The organism is Pediococcus sp., assembly GCF_003533255.1.
Lineage (GTDB): Bacteria > Bacillota > Bacilli > Lactobacillales > Lactobacillaceae > Pediococcus > Pediococcus parvulus.
In genome coordinates this window covers 129,765-146,441 of the sequence record NZ_DOEM01000001.1, presented here as the reverse complement: position 1 = coordinate 146,441, position 16,677 = coordinate 129,765, and the positions used below count along the sequence as shown (strand labels likewise).

The window sequence follows — 16,677 nt, the reverse complement described above, 5'->3', positions numbered from 1 at the left end:
AATAGGAGCGATATACATGGCAAAGCAACAATATACCAAAGATGAAATCCGCAAGATGGCAAAAGAGGAAAATGTTCGATTTTTAAGATTGATGTTTACCGATTTATTTGGGATTATTAAAAACGTTGAGGTGCCAGTTAGTCAGCTAGATAAATTGCTTGATAACAAATTAATGTTTGATGGTTCTTCAATCGATGGCTTTGTGCGCATTGAAGAAAGTGATATGTATCTTTATCCTGATCTTTCAACTTGGATGGTTTTTCCGTGGGGAAATGAACATGGAAAAATTGCTCGTGTCATTTGTGAAGTTTATACGCCAGATGGTGAACCCTTCGAAGGTGATCCTCGGAATAACCTAATTCGTGTTTTAAAAGAAATGCGTGAAGCAGGATACACGGATTTTAATATTGGGCCAGAGCCTGAATTCTTCTTGTTTAAGTTAGATCCAGAAACCGGGAAACCAACTACTAATTTAAACGATAAAGGTAGTTACTTTGATTTGGCGCCAATGGATCTTGGTGAAAATTGTCGTCGTGATATCGTTCTAGAACTTGAAAACATGGGCTTCGACGTGGAAGCTTCTCATCATGAAGTTGCGCCTGGTCAACATGAAATTGATTTCAAGTATGCAGATGCTTTAGCAGCTGCAGATAATATTCAAACGTTTAAACTGGTTGTGAAGACGGTAGCTCGTAAATATAATTTGCATGCCACCTTCATGCCAAAGCCACTGGATGGTATTAATGGCTCAGGGATGCATTTAAACATGTCTCTTTTCCATAATAAGGGCAATGCTTTTTATGATGAAAAGAATGACTTGCAGTTATCTCAGGAAGCTTATTGGTTCTTAGGAGGATTATTAAAACATGCTCGGAGCTTTACCGCTGTTTGTGATCCAATTGTGAACTCCTATAAACGTTTGGTACCTGGATTTGAAGCCCCAGTATACGTGGCTTGGTCAGGTAGTAACCGTTCGCCATTAATTCGAGTCCCAAGCAGTCGTGGGTTGTCCACTCGCCTCGAATTAAGGAGTGTTGATCCTAGTGCTAATCCTTATCTGGCAATTGCAACTGTTCTAGAAGCTGGTTTGGATGGAATCCGTAACAAGATTGAACCACCTAAGTCAATTGATCGTAATATTTATCGGATGGATGAGGCTGAGCGAAAAGCAAATCATATTGATGACTTACCATCTACATTGCATAATGCTTTAAAGGCTTTCGAGGCTGATGATGTGATGGAAAAGGCTTTAGGAACACATATTTATCAGAGCTTTTTGGAAGCTAAGCGATTAGAATGGGCCTCTTATCGACAAGAAGTTACACAATGGGAACGAGATCAATATTTGGAACAGTACTAATCTGATTAGAGAATATATAATGATCAATTGCCAAGACTTAATTGTCTGGCAATTGATCATTTTTTTAAACTTTTTAAAAATTTATCATGAGTTTTAAACCTTTTTTAGTCATGATCAGATTTATCTGTTAAAATTTAGTAAGGAATAAGAAAAATCCTTTGTTGATTCCTCAGTTATTTGTTACATTAGAGGTAATCAATAATGTAGGGGATACTTACAAAATTAGGAGCGATACACATGAGTGATGAAGAAAACACGATTGAATCTCAAGAACAGCCAAACGCAAAGTTAAAACAGAGTCTTTCAGGTAAAATCGCTTATTTGAATGCGTTACAAGACGCAGTTGATCAACAAGATGATCGGTTAACATATGAATTACTAGATCCAGAACGTTATCATACTGAAATTTCAAGTACCAATGAAGCGGCAAAAAGTGGTTATTTCAGTTTGGTGGATGATGTACGAAGTCAAATTGCTCATTATTTGAGCTATCAATTAATTGACTACTTAGCTGAAATTTATCCATTCTTTTACTACCGAGAAATTGCTGAAGGAGAATTCAAAATTCTTTTCGGTAATTGGTGGGATCGTCGTGAATTTGGGTATTTAGATGTTTTAAATCTTGAATTTCAATTTGATAAGGACGAGTATCAAAAGTTATCTGGAACTTTCCAGTTGGATGCCAACAACAAACATTTGAATACAGAAAACATTGCTAAAATTTCAGAAGAAAACAAGCAATTAGAAACGTTACTTAGCAATCAGGATCAACGTGATTCACGTAAGGCACAGTTACGTGATCAATTGGCGGACACGAGTTCTAACAGTTCATTTTGGGAAAGCGGCAAGGTCAAAGAAGAACGCCAGGCGCTTAAAGATGAATTAACTAAGTTAACTGAAGAGGATCAAAAGGCTGCCGATGCTCGAAATACAATGAAGAGTAATGAAGATCGAATTTTGGCTCTTTCAAAAGAAGACACAATCTTAAGTTACGAAAAACAAGCAATCAAACAGGCCTTTGGAAGTTTTGAGTCGTTTACTAACCATTCAAAAAAACTATATTCTGATTATTTAACAAGCTTGATTGGAAAGGAAAAGGTGCGTGCTGATGAGTAATGAATCTTTGAATCCTTCAAGCTTGACGACAAATGGTCGATTAGTTGCATATAGTGATTCTCTAAAAGCTGGTTTGCAACATGGAATTGAGTTTACCAAGTTATTTGATCAGTTGACTAATACCAAGGATGCCAATGAGCTTTTGGCCGCTTCCACGGCTTTATTTGACTTTCAGATGGATACTGACTATGTTGTTTATCCTCACAAATATGATGCGAATGATTATTACCTCATTTTTATGAGTCGGTTGTTAGAATTGCATGATGATAAAGATGCCGTCCTAAATTCTCGTGAGGATAATCTTAAGGCTGATACTCTTTTTCAGACTTTTCCAAGTATTGATGATTCGGAAGAGTTCCATTTTGAGCAACGACCAAATCAGGATGGTGCGTTTTATGTGGAACAAAATAGTCACCAAGTTATTTTTTCTTTGAACTTAAGAGAAAAAACGATGTACTTTAATTCGGACACCATTACAAAACTCTTTATCACAGAGTGGAGTGGCAAATCAGATAACGAGGCCGTAACGAATGCGGTTGATTTGTTCATTCAATTTGGAAAATATCTGGTGGCTGATTTTGGGTTTAATGTTGATTTCAATATGTTAGATGCTTCTAATGATAAAAAGTATGTGCTTGCTAAAACTGATTTATCTGAACAGATTATGGATAAATTATTTGTGGCTACAGCAGATAACAATTTAATGTTGCAAAATATGGATGCTGTTCAAGGGGCTTTCTTGGACCTGGGCAATCAAATTATCTTTAGTCTGTATAAAGAAGTAGCTGCTGATGGTAGTGGTCATTGGGTGATTACAGTTCAGGATCCTGCCGAGAAGTATTCTCTTTTTGAAATATTTAATCAATTTGCATTTTTGAAGAAGTGGTTCTTGGACAATCTTGATGAATTACAAATCGGTTCAAAAATGTCTTAAGAGTAGGTGGAAAAATTGTTGGATATTCCTAAAATGATGCAATCTTCTATTCAATTAGACAGAAGCATTGCCGAGGAAAAGGGACTGACACTTAGTTGGCCTGCACGAATTAAAAATACTTTACTTTCTTTAGATGTTGAACTTTCGGAAGTTGCCAATACTTCTGAATGGTTTAAAGTTTGGAAAGCGCACAAAGGCAAACATGACGAAGGAAAAACAATTCGTGAAACGTTGTTAGTTGAGTATGTGGATGCGATTGATTTCTTTTTACTGTTTGCCAGTCAAAAGCAATGGGTTGAAAATGTTGATCTGACCCCAGAACAATTCCAAAAACTAGAAACTAGTTCGGTAAAATTAGATTTAACGGATACCTATTTGGCAATTAAATCTATGTTGTTCAGTAGTTTTGTAAGTAACCGACCGGATAACTTTCGGCATGCTTGGCATTTGTATTTAAAAATGGGCATGGCGGGTTTTGGTTTTTCTGCTGACGAAATTGAAAGGGCTTTTGATCAGAAGAATAAAATCAATTATCAACGACAAGAAAATAATTACTAATGAATCAAACAAAAAAGAGACCCCATGAGGTCTCTTTTTGTCTGTGTACTTCATTATATTTCTACAATACAATCGCTTAATTAATTGTTCTTAATGGTTTTATGTTTTGAGCGTGGCTGAGATTGTGGAAACAAAGAATCCCAATCGTTTATCACTTGAACAATAACCGCAAAAATAAAAATAATAAGAATGATCATCAATGGTCCCATAGAAACGCCTCCATTCGAATTTTACATTTTCATTATGACAATGTTACAGTAATGTTTCAAATGATATGCTCACGGGTTTTACAACCATAATATGTTTGAAAATAAGAGCAATATTTGTCGTTAGAACTCAAAAGAAGCTGAAAAATTATTTTTCAGCTTCTTTAAATTATGGACAAACTATTGTGTGGTGCCCACATTATTCAATTTTTGTTGAGCCTTAGTATCTTTGATGAATTGGTTATAAACTTTTTTTCGATTTGCAGATTGTTTAGTGATTGGATTTATGATCAAATGAATGACTTTATAAAATTCGGTACTAATTGATCCAGAAAGATCATCATCAAATCCATAATGATTTTGGTAAGCATTCTTAATGATATTTTTAATGCTCTTATCATTAGTAATCAGGAGTTCGCGTAATTTTTTCTTATCTTGTTTAGTCATATTCTTGCTGGCTTCTTTATTCAATTTGTTGACAGCTGAATAAATATTTTGGGCCGTCCCTGGTTTTTCAGAATCAAATTTTTCTAGAGATTTCAATAGCTGATTGACATATTTTTTATCAGTCTGTACTTGATTATATTTTTCAGAACTAATGACGACCGTGCCATACACTTTGTTACGGCTACATCCGGTTAAAAATAATCCTAGGATGAGAAAGGGAATTAACCAGTAAATTTTCTTTTTCATTTCATCAACTTCCTTCGTTCTTGCTATCCCTATGATACCTAAAAATGATGCAGAATGAAAGCATTTACTTAATACTTCCGTCGAATTAATCAAATTAATGGTAGGTTAGTAGTTTACTTATGGTCAGAGTAAAACACGGTTACGGTATTGACGAACTTTTTTTTTTAACTTATAATCAAAAGCGCGGACCGGTAGCTCAGCTGGATAGAGCATCCGCCTTCTAAGCGGAGGGTCGTGAGTTCGAACCTCACCCGGTTCATTGGAAAACCGTGGATACAGTTATTAAAATCAAGAATACCAATGTAATGGCATTCTTGATTTTTTGTTTTGCAAAAAATTACTGTTTGCAAATCTTTGTTTCACGAAAAAGGCTTTGATTAAATTTTGGTTTAAATATAGGGGAGAAAAGATGAAGAAGCGAAAGATAAATTGGTTGGTGGCGATTATCGTTATTGTCGCGTCACTATTTGGTGTTAATCAACGACAAATTGGCCAGTACGTTAGCCAATACAACAGTCACGAAACCAGCTTACCCACCAAACAAACAACTGTACAAAATGTTGCAGATAAGAATTTAAGTCAATTAACTTTTAAAAGTGGATCAGCATCATATTTGGAGGTCAATCACAACAAAAGTACTTTGGCAGTTTCTAGCTGGAAACAAAACAAGATTGATTATGGTAATTTGGATAATCTGAATCGTACGACTACAGCAATTGGGTATCTTGAACGCAGAAATTTAGTGCGTTCAGATACACGTAGTGCCCAGAGATGGCAGCCAACAGGATGGCATCAAAAAACAGTGTCCTTTGGAGACAGAAAAATTGAAATTTTGAATCGCGGACATTTGCTAGCCTATTCAGTCACTGGAAAAATTGATGATGAGGGAAAATATGATGAAAACGCCTTAGGCTCAATAGACAATCCCAAAAATTTGGCGACACAAACTGAATTTAGTAATCAACGGACGATGCAACTCTTTGAACAAAGAGTTCGTGAGGCGTTAAAAGCGGATAAAAAAGTGATATATAAAGTTACCACAGTTTTTAAAGGTCGTGGTCTGATGCCACTTGGGTATCATCTACAAGCACTATCAACTGACCAATCATTAAACTTTAACGTTTTTGTTTGGAATGTCGAACCTGGGGTTAAATTTGACTACAAAACTGGACGATCCAAATTGGATTCATCGATGAAAGTAAGTGAATAAAGACACCTTTAAAATGTGTATCAAGTTGTTAAACACGGACATCCAACCAGTTTGCCATTTACAGGAAATGAGGAATAATTTTGGAAATTTCGCAGATAACTACCTTTAAGAATGAGCACTATGAATTATTATTAATTGCAGATCCCAATCGAAAACTAGTGGCACACTATCTTGAACACAGCGTTGGGTTTCAAATGATAGAAGAGGGAAAACTGGTGGGAGTCTTAGTATTAACCCCAATTAACCAAACACAAATCGAGCTGAAAAATATTTCAATTGCTACAAAACTTCAACATCAAGGGAAGGCTCAATTTTTTATTCAATTTGCGCTTAAATATGCTAAACAAAAGAACTATCAAGAAATGCTGGTTGGTACTGGATCAACAAGTTTTGTGCAATTATACCTTTACCAAAAGATGGGATTTCGTTGTTTTGACGTCAAAACAAATTTCTTTACCGATAATTATGCGGACCCCATTTTTGAAAACGGGCTTCAATTGCATGACATGTTAATGCTTCGACAGAAACTTTGAGTTAAAAAGCTAATTTTTTGTTTTTTTATTAAAAGTACCGTAGAATCAAGTTCTGAATGGATTTAAAATTAGGAGCAAAGAACATGTCTAGTGAATTAGATCCTCGAATTATGAAAACAAAACAGCAGTTAAAAAGGGCCTTGATCAAGCTGTTATCTAAACAAAGTACGCAAAGCTTGAGTATTCAACAAATTACAGAAACAGCAGAGATTACGCGCGGAACTTTTTATCTGCACTACCATGATAAACAAGACTTTATTCAGACTATAGTGAATGATTTTGTTACGGATTTTTTTCAATGTGCCTTAGTGGACGCTAAAAGTTCTCTAAACGAAAAGATGGTCGTTTCAGAGCATACAGTTCACGCTTTTTCACTGGGAAAAGGTTTTAAATATATGGCAGATAACTATCAGGTTTTCATGGTGTTATTCGGTCTAGTGGGTGAAAACAATTTCACCGAAAAAATAAAACTTGGTTTTCATCATTATTTGGATACTTTTTTTGAATCCTTGGAATTGAAGGAAAATTTACAATCGGCAAATATCAAGGTGGAGGCTGATTTTGTGATTGCCGGATTGCTGGGGATTATGCAAGAGTGGTTATCAGGTGGTGGGGTGTATTCTCCCCGCTTTGTCAGCAATAAGATGTATAATTTAATTCGTACTAAAAGTACGGCTGTTGTTGGGGTAAGTGATTTTTTTGTTAAATGAACTAAGATTTGACTTTTTCCTGGTATTTTGATATTATTGTAACGTTGTATTTGTGGCTTCCACAGCTACAACCGCACGGCTCGAGTTTTTAAGTTCTATTTTAGACACTTTTAGCTGGCGAGTATTAGAAATGAGGAGGTGCACACTGTGTACGCAATTATTGAAACTGGTGGTAAACAACTTAAGGTTGAAGAAGGTCAATCCATTTTTGTTGAGAAATTAAACGTTAACGAAGGCGACAAGGTTACTTTTGACCAAGTTCTTTTCGTTGGTGGTGAATCAACAAAGATCGGTACACCAACTGTTGATGGCGCAACTGTTAATGGTACTGTTGAAAAACAAGGCAAAGACAAGAAAGTAACAACTTTCAAGTACAAAGCTAAGAAGAACCAACATTCCAAAAAAGGTCATCGTCAACCATACACAAAGGTTACGATCGACGCAATCAACGCTTAATTTTGAGGATTTTCGATGATAAAAGTGACAATTAAGCTAAGTTCACAAACTGGTGTTGAACAATTTAAAATGATTGGTCACGCTGATTCCGGTCCATATGGACAAGATATTGTTTGTGCGGCTGCTTCAGTACTGGCGATCAATACGATCAATAGTGTGGAACAGGTTGCTGGCGTAAAACCAGAAACGAAAATGGATGAGGAAAATGGTGGCCTTTTGTCTGCTAGTTTTCCAGTGATTCAAAATCGAGATCGGCTTTTACAAATGCAGGCAATTTTAAAAAGCTTTGTTATTGGAATGCAAGATATTTCTCAGAATTATTCACAATTTATAAAAATAAACATTCAAGATTAATATTCGGAGGTGTAAAGCTATGTTAATGAATTTACAATTCTTCAGTCATCATAAAGGTGGAGGTTCCACTTCTAATGGTCGTGATTCAGCAGGCCGTCGTCTTGGAACAAAGCGTGCCGATGGTCAGCCAGTTAAGGGTGGCATGATTATCTACCGTCAACGTGGAACTCATATTTATCCTGGTACAAATGTCGGTCGTGGAAATGATGATACATTATTTGCATTGACTGATGGTGTTGTCCGTTTTGAACGTAAAGGACGTGACAAACGTCAGGTTTCTGTTTATCCCGCAGCAGATGCAGAATAGTTTTAATGTGAGGAGCCAGAACACATAAGTTGTTCTGGTTCTTTTTTTGTCAAAATGCTTTAAAATAAATGTAACCCGTTTAACTTAGCTTGCTTTTAGGCTACTGGTATTGCTATAGTTAGGTGTAAAGAATTTTGGAGGTAAAAAAATGATTTCAACTTCAGATTTTAAAAATGGTTTAACAATTCAGGTTGATGGTGGAATTTGGCGTATTGTGGAATTTCAACATGTAAAACCTGGTAAGGGAAGCGCGTTTGTTCGAACAAAGTTAAAGAATTTACGAACAGATGCGGTTCAAGAAAAGACGTTCCGTGCTGGTGAAAAAATGGAACAAGCTATCATCGAAACTAAAAAAATGCAATATCTGTATAATGATGGTGACAATTTTGTGTTTATGGATAATAATACTTATGAGCAACTAGAAATTCCTGCAGAAAATCTTTCTGAAGAAAAAAATTATTTAGTTGAAAACATGGAAGTTAGTGTCATTATGTTCGGTGATGAAACTTTGGGAGTAGATTTGCCAAATACCGTTAATTTAAAGGTGACTGATACAGAACCAGGAATCCGTGGTGATACGGCTACTGGTGGATCTAAACCAGCAACTTTGGAAACGGGTTTAACGGTTCAAGTTCCGTTTTTTGTTAATGAAGATGATGTGTTGATTATTAACACAACTGATGGGACTTACGTTTCCCGAGCTTAATTTTAGCAGGAGGTTTATAAAATGGCAGAAGATAAATATTTAGCGCTGGCGGAACATAAACCAACACTTGGGGAGATTAAAATTGCTCCCGAGGTTGTTTCAATTATTGCTGGAATTTCTGTTGAAGAAGTTCAGGGCGTTCATTTAAGTAGCAGTGGTTTAAGTGAGAGTGTCACTTCATTTCTTACTAGAAACACAAAGGGCCAGGGCGTTAAACTTGGTTTAAGTGATGGCAAGTTACGTGTTGATGTGTATGTTTACCTTGATTATGGGACATCTGTTCCTGAAATTGCTAAGAAAGTTCAAAGTAAAGTAAATCAACAACTTTTATTTATGACTGAACTTGAAGTAACTGAGGTTAACATTCATGTGGAAGGAATTATTCCTGCCAAATCAACATCCACTGTGGACCCAGATGATATTTTTGCGGAAAATGATGGTGATGAAAAGTGAGTTTAAATCGACATCAAATTCGAGAGGCTGCTTTTCAAGTTTTGTTTGCATTGAGCAGCAATTCAGACGCCTCTCATGATGATTTATATCATCAAGTATTAGAAAGCTACCATGACACCTCAGAAGACGTTCCAACCTATCTTGTGCAACTTGTCGATGGTGTGACGACCCATCATCAAGAGTTGGATGAAGAAATTAGCAAGTTTTTAAAAAAGATTTGGTCGGTTGAACGTTTAGCAAGAACAGATCATCTTATCTTACAAATTGCTTTTTTTGAAATCAATTATGTGGAGGATGTCCCAGATAAGGTCGCAGTTAATGAAGCTCTTGAGCTAGCTAAGAAATATGCTGATGAAACAGCAAAAAACTTTATTAATGGCGTTCTTTCAAGCAAATTGGGATAGAATTTCTAAAATTTATAGTTTTGCAGAAATGAATTTTGAAGAAGTTATCCATTATAAATAATTTAAGTGAGCCAGAAAAAACAAATAGTTTTTTCTGGTTTTTTCGTATTTTCTAATATGCTAAACTATAGAGGTAAGTCATACATACAAGAGAGGTAATTTTATGGCAACTATTATGGATGGTAAAGCACTTGCAGCTGAAATTGACAAAACAACAACTGTTAGGATTCAACGTTTGGCTGACCAAGGAATTGTTCCTGGACTAGTTGTCATTTTAGTGGGTGACGATCCGGCTAGTAAAATTTATGTACGTAATAAAGAGCGTCGAGCAAAAAAAATGAAAATCAACTCGATTGTTCGCAATCTTCCGGATACAATTTCAGAAGCAGATCTCATAAAGATTATTCAAACATATAACGAAAATCCAACAATTCATGCAATTCTTGTCCAGTTGCCTTTGCCTGCACATATTAACGAATTTAATGTGACAAATGCGATAGCACCTGAAAAGGATGCAGATGGGTTTCATCCAACAAACATTGGCAAGTTAGTGATAAATCATACTGAGAAAACCCCAATTGCTTGTACTCCCCAGGGTATAATGTCTATTTTCAATGCGTATCATATTGATTTAGATGGCAAAAAAGCAGTTGTAGTTGGTAGAAGTACAATCGTGGGTAAGCCGATGGCAGCACTTTTGGTTAATGCCAATGCGACGGTCACAGTGGCACACAGTCATACTCATAATTTGTCTCAACTAACGCGAGAAGCGGATATTCTGGTTGTAGCTGTGGGCATTGCCAAATATATTAAGGAAGCAGATGTGAAGTCGGATGCAGTCGTAATTGATGTCGGCATGGACCGAGATGTAAATGGAAAGCTAGTTGGTGATGTGGATTTTGCTGAGGTTGAAAGAAAGGCTTCTTACATCACACCAGTACCAAAAGGAGTGGGGCCAATGACCATTACAACCCTAATTTCTCAAACCGTTGCATTAGCTGAATGGAGTAGTGAGAAAAATGGATAAAGAAAATTATCTAACGGTGACCGCTTTAACACAGTATATAAAACGTAAATTTGATGTTGATCCGTATTTAGGCCGTGTTTATTTGGTTGGTGAAATTTCCAATTTACGGATTCGTCCGCATGCGCACCAATATTTCAGTTTGAAAGATGATCATGCAAAAATTAATGCCATTATGTTTAAATCGGCATTTGAAAAAGTGAAATTTACGCCTGAAACCGGGATGAAAGTTTTAGTTACTGGAAGGCTATCTGTCTACGAGGCAAGCGGAAGCTATCAAATTTATATTGACAGTATGCAACCTGATGGGGTGGGTGCACTATATCAAGCATACGAACAGTTAAAGACGAAGTTAAGTGCCGAAGGATTATTTACGGCTCCAAAACAACCTCTAGTTCGATTCCCAAAAAGAATTGCCGTTATTACCAGTCCTTCTGGTGCTGTTATCCGGGATATTATAACCACGACACGTAGACGGTTCCCTATTACCCAATTGGTCTTGTTTCCTGCTCAAGTGCAGGGTACGGAAGCTGCAAAAGAAATAACAACGCGCATTCAACAAGTCAATGCACTTGGTAGTTTTGATACCATTATTTTAGGACGTGGCGGCGGTTCGATTGAGGATTTGTGGCCATTTAATGAAGAACAAGTTGCGAGGGCAATTTTTGCAAGTAAAATTCCAATTATTTCTTCAGTTGGACATGAAACGGACACAACGATTGCAGATTTGGTTGCCGATGTCAGGGCTGCAACGCCCACTGCGGCAGCTGAATTAGCCACACCGGTGCTCAGTGAAGAAATTTTGTATTTATCACAGCGCCGAACACGAATTTTTAATGCCTTTATGAATTTGTTAAAAAAAGATCGCCAAAGTTTAAATCGACTGGATCAATCCTATGTTTTTCAAGATCCTCGCCGGTTGTATGAAGGATATGTACAAAATCTTGATTATTTGGACGAAAGACTAAAGCAAAATATGACTGCCACTTTAAATTTTTACCAAAATCAGTTAAATAAAAGTCAGCAAACTTTGTTTTTGAATTCACCAGCAAATCGTATTCAGCAAGAACAACAGACAGTTACAAATTTAAAAACAAGACTAAATAGAGGAATTCAGGCACTATTTACGACTAAGTCCACTGAACTAAAGCATTCAATTTCTGCGTTAGACTACTTAAGCCCATTGAAGATTATGAGTCGTGGATATAGTTATGTGACTCGGCAGGGAAAGGTTGTCAAAAAAGCCTCGGAATTGAAATCTGATACGGAAATCGAATTACATTTGAGTGATGGTACGGCCAAGGCTAAAGTAACTGAAATAGAACAAGGAGGACAAAAAAATGACTGAAAAACCTACTTTTGAAGAAAACTTAAAATCTTTAGACGAGATTGTGACCAATTTAGAAAAGGGTGATGTGCCCCTTGAAAAGGCACTAAACGAATTTAAGCGGGGCGTTGTCTTGAGTAAGGATTTACAAGACACTTTGCAAAACGCAGAAAAAACGTTAACCAAAATGATGGATGAAGATGGTCAAGAAGTTCCGTTCGAAGCATCAGATGATACAACTGAAGGCACAAATAAATAATGATCGAAAATGTGGAAACGCAAGCATTTATTCAAAAATACACTAAGGTCTTGAACCAGTTTTTAAAAGAACATTTGCCGGATAGCGTGACAAATTTAAGTTTAAGCGAGTCTATGCAGTATTCAGTTTTTGCAGGCGGAAAAAGACTACGGCCATTATTGCTATTAGCAATGCTACAAGTTAGTGGAACTGCCATTGATACCAATAGTGTCCAAGTTGCCGCTGCGCTGGAGCTTTTACACACATATTCTTTAATTCATGATGATTTACCAGCAATGGATAACGATGATTTGCGTAGAGGGCTGCCCACTAATCATAAAAAATATGGTGAGGCACTGGCTATCCTAGCCGGCGATGGGCTGTTAACGTTAGCTTTCGAGTGGATAGCGACCACCAAATTTAGTCCAAAAGTTGTGAGCCAGCTAACTTATGCATTGGCCCATGCAGCAGGCCCTGCAGGGATGGTTGCTGGTCAAGCTACTGACGTGTTGGGTGAAGGCAAGCAATTGTCATTTATGCAATTAAAGCAATTGCATAAGCAAAAGACGGGGGCTTTAATTACCTATACTGCACAAGCCGCTAATATTATCGCAACGACAAGTTCAATAAATCAGAAATACTTAGTTACGTTTGCTGAAAATTTTGGACTAGCTTTTCAAATATATGATGATTTAGAGGATGTTTTGAGTTCAGAAAAAGCTATGGGAAAAGCTGTTCACAAGGATGTTGAAGAGCATAAAAATACGTATCCAAGCATTCGCGGACTGACACAAAGCAAGAAAGATTTAATGCAGTGTGTCATGAATTGTCGAGAAGCACTTAACAAATTGCAACATAATGGGAATTCAACGAATTTATTGCAAGGCTTCTTAGAGTATTTTCAATTAAACGAGGAAGAAAAATGAAAAAAGAACGGGTTGATGTATTATTAGTATCACAGGGACTGTTTGATACACGCGAGCAGGCTAAACGTGCTGTGATGGCTGGCGAAATCCTAGGAGAAAATGAAGAGCGATTGGATAAACCTGGTAGTAAAATATCGGTTGATACTGAGCTACATTTTAAAGGGAAAAAGATGCCATATGTCAGTCGCGGAGGATTGAAACTTGAAAAAGCACTCAAAGTGTTTCACATTAGTGTGCAGGACAAGGTAGTTTTGGACATTGGTTCTTCAACTGGTGGATTTACAGATGTGATGCTTCAGAACGGTGCTAAATTAAGTTATGCGCTTGACGTGGGAACCAATCAGTTAGTTTGGAAATTACGCGAAGACCCCCGTGTGGTTGTTATGGAAAACACTAATTTTAGATATTCTCAATTGGACGACTTCACTCATGGTCAACCGGAATTTGCGTCAATTGACGTTTCTTTTATTTCGTTGAAACTAATTTTACCACCATTAAAAAATATTATTAAAGCAAATGGCAGTGTCGTTGCTTTGATCAAACCACAATTTGAAGCAGGAAAAGATAAGGTAGGCAAACACGGAATTATTCGTGATCCCAAAACTCATGAGGAAGTCTTAAAAAACACACTTGGTATGGCAGTTGAAAGTGGGTACAATGTTGTGGGGCTAGATTTTTCTCCGATTAAGGGTGGCGAAGGAAATATTGAGTTTTTGACCCATTTGGTTGCGACTAATGGTGAGGCTAAGATTGCGAAATCTGTTTCAATTTCTAAAACTTTAGAGTCTGCCTATGCGCAATTGAATCACGCAACAAAAGAGAAATAAAAGAGGTCGTGCCAAATGAAAAAAAGTGAACGCCAGAAGCATATTCAAAAAATCCTAATTGACAATGATGTTCAAAAGCAAGAAGATTTGGTAACTTTTTTAAGAGAGAGTGGAATTGAAGTCACGCAGGCAACAGTTTCGCGTGATATCCGCGACATGCAGTTAATTAAGTTACCTTCGAAAAATGGTGGCTATCATTACGCTTTGCCACCAAAAAAAGATGAAGATATTAAACTAAAGTTGGGAACTACACTTCAACAGTCGTTGCGAAAGATGACCAGTAATGCAACTTTTATTTTTTTGGCGGTTCAGCCAGGGAGTGGTCCTGCCATAGCTAGTTTGCTAAATCAACTAAATAGTAGTGATGTTTTAGGTGCCATTAGTGATGATGGCTCAGTGTTGGTCGTGACGACTAGTGTAGAAGGCGTAGGTACCATTAAACAATTAATTTCAGAAATGCTAACGAATTGAGTCGAGCAATTAAATAGGTTGAGGTGAAAACATGCTGCAGGAATTATCAATTCGAAACTTTGCAATTATTGAAAAATTGAATATTGAATTTAATTCTGGAATGACCGTTTTGACTGGTGAAACAGGTGCAGGAAAATCGATTATTATTGATGCTGTTGGATTGCTTGCAGGCGGTCGCGGATCGGTTGATTTTATCCGTAAGGGGACTAAAAAGGCTGTTTTGCAAGGTATGTTTAGTATGGATAAAAATCCTGATACCTTGGCGTTATTAGACCAATATGGAATTGAACATGCGGATCCGACTTTAATTTTACAAAGAGAGATTCAAGCAAGTGGTCGTAATGTGTGTCGAATTAACGGTTCTTTAGTTAACACAACCATTCTAAAAAAAATCGGTGAAACCCTCATTGATATTCATGGGCAAAATGAGCATCAAGAACTAATGCAGCCTGAGAAACATTTGGGTATGCTGGATGAGTTCGCACGTAATGGTATCCAACCTCTTTTAAAACAGTATCAGCAAAAGTACGAACATTTCCAAAATTTAAAACAAAAATTTAATCGCAAAAAGGCTAACGAAAAGGAATGGGCACAAAGAGTTGATATGCTTCGCTTTCAAGTTAAAGAAATTGAAGATGCTAATCTGCAGGTTGGTGAAGAAGAACAACTTAATTCTCAAAAGGAACTTTTAGAAAACTTCCAAAAAATTAGCACGGCCCTTCAAACTGCACAGTTAGCTTTGGAAAATGAGGAGTCTGCTGGGGCAATTGATAGTACCGGTGAAGCGATGAATGCTTTGCGTGATATTGAAAATATTGATGATAAATATAAAAACATCTCAAATATTATTTCCTCAGCTTATTATCAGTTACAAGATGCCACAAGTGATATTAGTGGTGAGCTGGAAAATATGGAGTGGGATGAAGGCAAGCTAGACCAGGTAGAAAAACGGTTAGAAGAGATTTATCAACTTAAAAAGAAATATGGCGATAATATTCAACAAATTTTAGCTTATGATCAAAAAGCTTCTGAGGAACTTCATAGCATGGTTGATTCAGAATCTGATGAAGACCAAATGGAATCTCAATTAGAGACGATTCAAGAACAGCTCAAAAAAATTGCCCTTCAATTATCGACAACTCGTAAACAAGCAGCAAGTAAGTTACAGGTTGCAGTTCATGACCAACTAAAACAACTGTATATGGATAAGGCCGAATTTGAAGTGCACTTCGATGAATCTGCTGGTTTGAAATTTAAATCGACTGGAATTGACAATGTTGAGTTTTATCTGCGAACCAATCCCGGCGAGTCTATGGGGCCGTTGTCTAGGATCGCATCTGGTGGAGAGCTTTCTCGAATTATGTTGGCGTTGAAGACAATTTTTGCAAAATCACAGGGTGTTACTAGCATTATCTTTGATGAAGTAGATACAGGTGTTAGTGGCCGGGTTGCGCAAGCTATTGCTGAGAAAATCAAGCTTATTGCAAGTTACTCGCAGGTTTTATGTATCACCCATTTGCCACAAGTGGCCGCAGAAGCAGATCATCAATTCTTTGTCTCAAAGGCAGTAAAAGGTGGCCGTACAGAAACAAAATTGAGTGACTTGAATGAAAACGGTCGGGTACAAGAGTTGGCCAGAATGTTGGCAGGTAGTACAGTTACAAAATTAAGTATTCAACATGCAAAAGAGCTTCTTAAGATGGCCCATACATCTTAGAAAACTCTTTTTTATTTTTTTCTGAGGACTGATAGGGCGGCCTTTTAGTTAATTAATTGGCCATAACGTTTGCAGAAAGGGGCCCATGTACGATACGATGGACTCAGTTGTACTTAAAAAAGAATGGAGTTGACGTACGTGTTTTTA

Annotated in this window: 21 protein-coding genes, 1 tRNA gene and 1 other annotated feature; of the genes, 21 read left to right on the top strand and 1 reads right to left on the bottom strand. The window is 36.9% G+C overall.

Features of this window, described 5'->3' with window-relative positions:
* The first annotated feature begins 16 nt into the window (after positions 1-16).
* The 4 genes from DD627_RS00695 (at position 17) to DD627_RS00680 (ending at position 3,968) form a co-directional block, all read left to right on the top strand.
* Positions 17-1,360 carry a glutamine synthetase family protein gene (locus DD627_RS00695; protein ID WP_057783459.1) on the top strand — a complete coding sequence of 448 codons (1,344 nt, stop codon included), beginning with the start codon at positions 17-19 and terminating at the stop codon, positions 1,358-1,360.
* Between the two features lie 237 nt (positions 1,361-1,597).
* A complete protein-coding gene (locus DD627_RS00690) occupies positions 1,598-2,476 on the top strand; it encodes an exonuclease SbcC (protein ID WP_068807390.1) in 879 nt (292 codons plus the stop codon).
* On the top strand, positions 2,469-3,410 hold the full coding sequence (locus DD627_RS00685; RefSeq protein ID WP_068807385.1) for a hypothetical protein: 942 nt from the start codon (positions 2,469-2,471) through the stop codon (positions 3,408-3,410). The genes DD627_RS00690 and DD627_RS00685 overlap by 8 nt, the downstream gene beginning before the upstream one ends.
* 18 nt (positions 3,411-3,428) lie before the next feature.
* On the top strand, positions 3,429-3,968 hold the full coding sequence (locus DD627_RS00680; protein ID WP_068807382.1) for a dUTP diphosphatase: 540 nt from the start codon (positions 3,429-3,431) through the stop codon (positions 3,966-3,968).
* Between the two features lie 386 nt (positions 3,969-4,354).
* Here DD627_RS00680 and DD627_RS00675 read toward each other — a convergent pair whose 3' ends face one another.
* The gene (locus tag DD627_RS00675; protein ID WP_057783462.1) at positions 4,355-4,867 is read right to left on the bottom strand and encodes a hypothetical protein; all 513 of its coding nucleotides are present in this window, start codon (positions 4,865-4,867) and stop codon (positions 4,355-4,357) included.
* A gap of 185 nt (positions 4,868-5,052) precedes the next feature.
* Here DD627_RS00675 and DD627_RS00670 point away from each other — a divergent pair.
* The 17 genes from DD627_RS00670 (at position 5,053) to recN (ending at position 16,530) form a co-directional block, all read left to right on the top strand.
* Positions 5,053-5,126: transfer RNA gene (locus DD627_RS00670), tRNA-Arg, on the top strand.
* A 150-nt stretch (positions 5,127-5,276) separates the two neighbouring features.
* The gene (locus tag DD627_RS00665) at positions 5,277-6,077 is read left to right on the top strand and encodes a DNA/RNA non-specific endonuclease (protein ID WP_057783464.1); all 801 of its coding nucleotides are present in this window, start codon (positions 5,277-5,279) and stop codon (positions 6,075-6,077) included.
* 80 nt (positions 6,078-6,157) lie between these two features.
* Positions 6,158-6,610: a GNAT family N-acetyltransferase gene (locus DD627_RS00660; RefSeq protein ID WP_068807379.1), complete on the top strand. Its 453-nt coding sequence runs from the start codon at positions 6,158-6,160 to the stop codon at positions 6,608-6,610.
* Positions 6,611-6,693: 83 nt separating this feature from the next.
* Positions 6,694-7,320 carry a TetR/AcrR family transcriptional regulator gene (locus DD627_RS00655; protein ID WP_057783468.1) on the top strand — a complete coding sequence of 209 codons (627 nt, stop codon included), beginning with the start codon at positions 6,694-6,696 and terminating at the stop codon, positions 7,318-7,320.
* Positions 7,321-7,379: 59 nt separating this feature from the next.
* Positions 7,380-7,455: a sequence feature (ribosomal protein L21 leader region), on the top strand.
* A gap of 12 nt (positions 7,456-7,467) precedes the next feature.
* Positions 7,468-7,776 (top strand): 50S ribosomal protein L21, encoded by a 309-nt coding sequence (rplU, locus tag DD627_RS00650; protein WP_057783470.1) that lies wholly within the window; start codon positions 7,468-7,470, stop codon positions 7,774-7,776.
* Between the two features lie 15 nt (positions 7,777-7,791).
* Positions 7,792-8,130: a ribosomal-processing cysteine protease Prp gene (locus tag DD627_RS00645; protein WP_057783472.1), complete on the top strand. Its 339-nt coding sequence runs from the start codon at positions 7,792-7,794 to the stop codon at positions 8,128-8,130.
* 19 nt (positions 8,131-8,149) lie between these two features.
* Entirely contained in the window at positions 8,150-8,437 is a 288-nt protein-coding gene (gene rpmA, locus DD627_RS00640) for a 50S ribosomal protein L27 (protein ID WP_057772564.1), read from the top strand.
* A gap of 148 nt (positions 8,438-8,585) precedes the next feature.
* Positions 8,586-9,143 (top strand): elongation factor P, encoded by a 558-nt coding sequence (gene efp / locus DD627_RS00635; protein ID WP_057783474.1) that lies wholly within the window; start codon positions 8,586-8,588, stop codon positions 9,141-9,143.
* A gap of 21 nt (positions 9,144-9,164) precedes the next feature.
* The gene (locus DD627_RS00630; protein WP_057783476.1) at positions 9,165-9,596 is read left to right on the top strand and encodes an Asp23/Gls24 family envelope stress response protein; all 432 of its coding nucleotides are present in this window, start codon (positions 9,165-9,167) and stop codon (positions 9,594-9,596) included.
* Positions 9,593-10,000: a transcription antitermination factor NusB gene (gene nusB / locus DD627_RS00625; RefSeq protein ID WP_260274390.1), complete on the top strand. Its 408-nt coding sequence runs from the start codon at positions 9,593-9,595 to the stop codon at positions 9,998-10,000. The genes DD627_RS00630 and nusB overlap by 4 nt, the downstream gene beginning before the upstream one ends.
* 163 nt (positions 10,001-10,163) lie before the next feature.
* A complete protein-coding gene (locus tag DD627_RS00620; RefSeq protein ID WP_057783480.1) occupies positions 10,164-11,027 on the top strand; it encodes a bifunctional 5,10-methylenetetrahydrofolate dehydrogenase/5,10-methenyltetrahydrofolate cyclohydrolase in 864 nt (287 codons plus the stop codon).
* Complete coding sequence (gene xseA / locus DD627_RS00615; RefSeq protein ID WP_260274391.1) at positions 11,020-12,372, top strand: exodeoxyribonuclease VII large subunit; 1,353 nt, start codon at positions 11,020-11,022, stop codon at positions 12,370-12,372. Before DD627_RS00620 ends, xseA begins: the two co-directional genes overlap by 8 nt.
* A complete protein-coding gene (locus DD627_RS00610) occupies positions 12,365-12,610 on the top strand; it encodes an exodeoxyribonuclease VII small subunit (protein ID WP_068807370.1) in 246 nt (81 codons plus the stop codon). Before xseA ends, DD627_RS00610 begins: the two co-directional genes overlap by 8 nt.
* Positions 12,610-13,515 (top strand): polyprenyl synthetase family protein, encoded by a 906-nt coding sequence (locus tag DD627_RS00605; RefSeq protein ID WP_260274393.1) that lies wholly within the window; start codon positions 12,610-12,612, stop codon positions 13,513-13,515. The genes DD627_RS00610 and DD627_RS00605 overlap by 1 nt, the downstream gene beginning before the upstream one ends.
* On the top strand, positions 13,512-14,342 hold the full coding sequence (locus DD627_RS00600) for a TlyA family RNA methyltransferase (RefSeq protein WP_057783488.1): 831 nt from the start codon (positions 13,512-13,514) through the stop codon (positions 14,340-14,342). The genes DD627_RS00605 and DD627_RS00600 overlap by 4 nt, the downstream gene beginning before the upstream one ends.
* Before the next feature lie 15 nt (positions 14,343-14,357).
* Positions 14,358-14,813, top strand: coding sequence for an arginine repressor (locus DD627_RS00595; protein ID WP_068807368.1), 456 nt, complete (start codon positions 14,358-14,360; stop codon positions 14,811-14,813).
* Positions 14,814-14,844: 31 nt separating this feature from the next.
* A complete protein-coding gene (recN, locus tag DD627_RS00590; RefSeq protein WP_057783492.1) occupies positions 14,845-16,530 on the top strand; it encodes a DNA repair protein RecN in 1,686 nt (561 codons plus the stop codon).
* The last annotated feature ends 147 nt before the right edge of the window (positions 16,531-16,677 follow it).

What these genes read in the sequence shown, in the direction of transcription:
- DD627_RS00605 (WP_260274393.1), top strand. Translation starts at nt 12,610, where the DNA reads ATGATCGAAAATGTGGAAACGCAAGCATTTATTCAAAAATACACTAAG.
- efp (WP_057783474.1), top strand. Translation starts at nt 8,586, where the DNA reads ATGATTTCAACTTCAGATTTTAAAAATGGTTTAACAATTCAGGTTGAT.
- DD627_RS00645 (WP_057783472.1), top strand. Translation starts at nt 7,792, where the DNA reads ATGATAAAAGTGACAATTAAGCTAAGTTCACAAACTGGTGTTGAACAA.
- DD627_RS00620 (WP_057783480.1), top strand. Translation starts at nt 10,164, where the DNA reads ATGGCAACTATTATGGATGGTAAAGCACTTGCAGCTGAAATTGACAAA.
- recN (WP_057783492.1), top strand. Translation starts at nt 14,845, where the DNA reads ATGCTGCAGGAATTATCAATTCGAAACTTTGCAATTATTGAAAAATTG.
- DD627_RS00695 (WP_057783459.1), top strand. Translation starts at nt 17, where the DNA reads ATGGCAAAGCAACAATATACCAAAGATGAAATCCGCAAGATGGCAAAA.
- DD627_RS00690 (WP_068807390.1), top strand. Translation starts at nt 1,598, where the DNA reads ATGAGTGATGAAGAAAACACGATTGAATCTCAAGAACAGCCAAACGCA.
- DD627_RS00675 (WP_057783462.1), bottom strand. Translation starts at nt 4,867, where the DNA reads ATGAAAAAGAAAATTTACTGGTTAATTCCCTTTCTCATCCTAGGATTA.
- DD627_RS00665 (WP_057783464.1), top strand. Translation starts at nt 5,277, where the DNA reads ATGAAGAAGCGAAAGATAAATTGGTTGGTGGCGATTATCGTTATTGTC.
- DD627_RS00610 (WP_068807370.1), top strand. Translation starts at nt 12,365, where the DNA reads ATGACTGAAAAACCTACTTTTGAAGAAAACTTAAAATCTTTAGACGAG.
- DD627_RS00685 (WP_068807385.1), top strand. Translation starts at nt 2,469, where the DNA reads ATGAGTAATGAATCTTTGAATCCTTCAAGCTTGACGACAAATGGTCGA.
- xseA (WP_260274391.1), top strand. Translation starts at nt 11,020, where the DNA reads ATGGATAAAGAAAATTATCTAACGGTGACCGCTTTAACACAGTATATA.
- DD627_RS00600 (WP_057783488.1), top strand. Translation starts at nt 13,512, where the DNA reads ATGAAAAAAGAACGGGTTGATGTATTATTAGTATCACAGGGACTGTTT.
- DD627_RS00595 (WP_068807368.1), top strand. Translation starts at nt 14,358, where the DNA reads ATGAAAAAAAGTGAACGCCAGAAGCATATTCAAAAAATCCTAATTGAC.
- rpmA (WP_057772564.1), top strand. Translation starts at nt 8,150, where the DNA reads ATGTTAATGAATTTACAATTCTTCAGTCATCATAAAGGTGGAGGTTCC.
- DD627_RS00630 (WP_057783476.1), top strand. Translation starts at nt 9,165, where the DNA reads ATGGCAGAAGATAAATATTTAGCGCTGGCGGAACATAAACCAACACTT.
- DD627_RS00655 (WP_057783468.1), top strand. Translation starts at nt 6,694, where the DNA reads ATGTCTAGTGAATTAGATCCTCGAATTATGAAAACAAAACAGCAGTTA.